4 protein-coding genes and 1 pseudogene are annotated in these 2520 nt (G+C 37.7%); 3 read left to right on the forward strand and 2 right to left on the reverse strand.

Annotated elements, in window-relative coordinates; translation table 11 throughout:
• A pseudogene (locus tag ACFIJK_RS09010) lies at positions 1–747 on the forward strand (late control protein); the annotation flags it as partial.
• Between the two features lie 311 nt (positions 748–1058).
• A complete protein-coding gene (locus ACFIJK_RS09015; RefSeq protein WP_273783424.1) occupies positions 1059–1586 on the forward strand; it encodes an antA/AntB antirepressor family protein in 528 nt (175 codons plus the stop codon).
• Positions 1587–1632: 46 nt separating this feature from the next.
• Here the strand turns inward: ACFIJK_RS09015 and ACFIJK_RS09020 are convergent, their stop codons facing one another.
• The gene (locus ACFIJK_RS09020) at positions 1633–1953 is read right to left on the reverse strand and encodes an addiction module antidote protein (RefSeq protein WP_006589073.1); all 321 of its coding nucleotides are present in this window, start codon (positions 1951–1953) and stop codon (positions 1633–1635) included.
• Positions 1940–2242, reverse strand: a complete 303-nt coding sequence (locus ACFIJK_RS09025) for a type II toxin-antitoxin system RelE/ParE family toxin (protein WP_006589072.1) — start codon at positions 2240–2242, stop codon at positions 1940–1942. The genes ACFIJK_RS09020 and ACFIJK_RS09025 overlap by 14 nt, the downstream gene beginning before the upstream one ends.
• A gap of 159 nt (positions 2243–2401) precedes the next feature.
• Between ACFIJK_RS09025 and ACFIJK_RS09030 the strand changes: the two genes are divergently transcribed.
• Positions 2402–2520, forward strand: a 119-nt coding sequence (locus ACFIJK_RS09030; protein WP_375627559.1) for a lysozyme, incomplete at its 3' end; no start/stop codon positions are given.

Genomic DNA, 2520 nt, shown 5'->3' on the forward strand with positions numbered 1-2520 from the left:
ATCACCGGTGAAACACTCCCTATTATTGTTATTCATGAGAAACATTGCACCTCTTGGGATTTTAAATACAGTGCGCGTGATGAAGCAGGTGCAGCCAATGGCTTAGAAACGGATGTGGGAGACGACCAAAAAGCCGCGGCTGATGCACGAGAACCAGAAGAGATTGATGATGATGAAAACTTTATCCATATGGATGACAATGACAGAGCACCATCATCATCTGAATCGGAAAAAGCAGAAACAACACCTGAGAAAGAAGAAGAAGACAAAGAGAAAAAAGGCGGTGTTCTCGCAACCTATCATGATATCCGCACTGGTGAAAAAAAAGAAGTCAAGGTTGGTAACCCGCCGTTTCATGAACTCAAATATACCTACCATAACCAATCAGAGGCTGTTGCGGCCATTGCTGCTTATCGCAATAAATCATCACGCGGTAAATCTTCTTTCTCATGTGATATCGGTGGTGATCCGTTTGTGCAAGCAGAAGCAAAGCTTGTTCAAGAGCCCCCTTTCCGCCCTTATATACCGGCAGAATGGCGCATCAAAAGTGTTAAACACAAACTTGATAAAACGGGTGGTTACACCACAAAAATAGAGTGCGAACTTTTTGATGCATCACAAGAAGATGCGGCTGGAAACGTTGCAAACACAACACCAGACAAGGACGATACCCTTGATCCAAACGCCCCACCAAACGCATGCGACGAAGGCGAAGGCGTAATCCATATGGATGAAGAGGATATATAAGTCAAATTAGTAAAAACGTAAAAAATCTCGAAAGCAGCTTGACAATGTGACGACAATATGAATAATCGAATCAGGTGCCTAAGAAACACCTTAATAGTAAGCGGATTTGGTTACGAAACAATCTCTTCTCCGCACGTTTAAAGGCTTTGACTCATTGTATGTTACACGCATATAATGATCTTGTCGGGTGTAGTTACGCTATACAATACCCTTTTGGGAAAAGCATAACGACGGACTTACTACCGTGTTTCTTAGCACCCGGCACTTTTTAAAAGTGTCATTAAGAAACATCTAAATAGTAAGGAATTCTTATGAACACTCTTATAGAAATTAAAGAACAAAATATTGGTCAAGAAACTGTTCAAACGGTTAACGCACGTGAATTACATACGTTTTTAGAAGTCAACTCTAAATTTGCAGATTGGATTGTACGTCGTATTAAAGAATATGGATTTTTGGAAAATCAAGATTATGGTTTTACGTTTCTCAAAAATGAGAAACGTAAAAATGTTATAAGTAAAGAATATCATCTCACCTTAGATATGGCGAAAGAGCTCTCAATGGTTGAGCGCAATGAGAAAGGACGTCAAGCTCGTCGTTACTTTATTGAATGTGAAAAGAAACTAAAAAGTCAATTTGTTGATTATGATGATATACGTTTTGCTTTCCCAAAAGATTGGGATAAAATGTCTCCAACTAAAAAGGCTGTTTACATTTATGGACCTCTCCACATGCATCTTGTCAAAGCCTTTACGTTGGTAGAAGAAAGCAAGCATTACAAAGCCATAATCAAAGAAGCAAAACAAGTCTTAGAAAGATCTGTAGTGAAAGCCGCTTAAGTAAAAAATATGCCTCCCCTCCCCGTTCTCAAAAATGGGGAGGTGGTCAAGATGCTTCTTCTAAAGCCGCTTGTTCCTTACAATTATTTTGGATAGGCGTTAAGCTAATCTGCAAATTTAAAGCACTCAAAACACTAAGAAAAGTAGAAAGTCGTGGATCACCTTTATCGCTTAAAGAACGATAAAGAGACTCGCGATTTAGTCCTGTCTCTTGAGAAACAGTTGTCATTCCTTGTTTACGCGCAATAATACCTAATACATGTGCAATATAGCCACTATTTTTGGTTTCTAAAGCATCATCTAATAAAATCTTAAAGTCTTCAGGCGTATTAAAATATTCACTTACATCAAATTTAGTAATTTCCATGTTTCATTTCCTTTACTAATTGAAGGGCTTTTTCGATATCTTTTTGTTGTGTGGATTTATCACCAGCATTTAATAACAAAATGATTTGTTTCCCTTGTTTTACAAAATAAATCCTATAGCCTGGTCCATAATTTATTTTTAGTTCACCAATGCCACGGAAATATTTCACGTCTCCTAGAAGCCCATATTCAAGGCGGAAAATACGTGCAGCAATTTTCTTTTGCACTTGTTTGTCTTTTAATGAGTCTAACCACTCTGTAAAATAGTGTGTTTTTTTAACAATAAACATCTGTAGTTTATATGCTACAAAATTGATAATGTCAAATACATTCTTTTGTTCCAATGAAAAAGCGACATGAGTTTTAACAAGCTATCTTTCCGAATGGGAAAGATGTCAATTTTTTAATCCAGCTCTGCTTTTTGCGGGGCTTTTTTTATGGAGAATCATATGCGAAAAATATCATCAGAAGGACTAGCACTTATCAAACAGTGGGAAGGTTTGCGTTTGAACGCCTATAAAGATGCCATTGGGGTGTGGACAATAGGTTATGGACATACAAACAGTGC

The organism is Bartonella sp. PS17NMGDW (assembly GCF_042193555.1).
Lineage (GTDB): Bacteria > Pseudomonadota > Alphaproteobacteria > Rhizobiales > Rhizobiaceae > Bartonella > Bartonella grahamii.

What these genes read in the sequence shown, in the direction of transcription:
- ACFIJK_RS09015 (WP_273783424.1), top strand. Translation starts at nt 1,059, where the DNA reads ATGAACACTCTTATAGAAATTAAAGAACAAAATATTGGTCAAGAAACT.
- ACFIJK_RS09025 (WP_006589072.1), bottom strand. Translation starts at nt 2,242, where the DNA reads ATGTTTATTGTTAAAAAAACACACTATTTTACAGAGTGGTTAGACTCA.
- ACFIJK_RS09020 (WP_006589073.1), bottom strand. Translation starts at nt 1,953, where the DNA reads ATGGAAATTACTAAATTTGATGTAAGTGAATATTTTAATACGCCTGAA.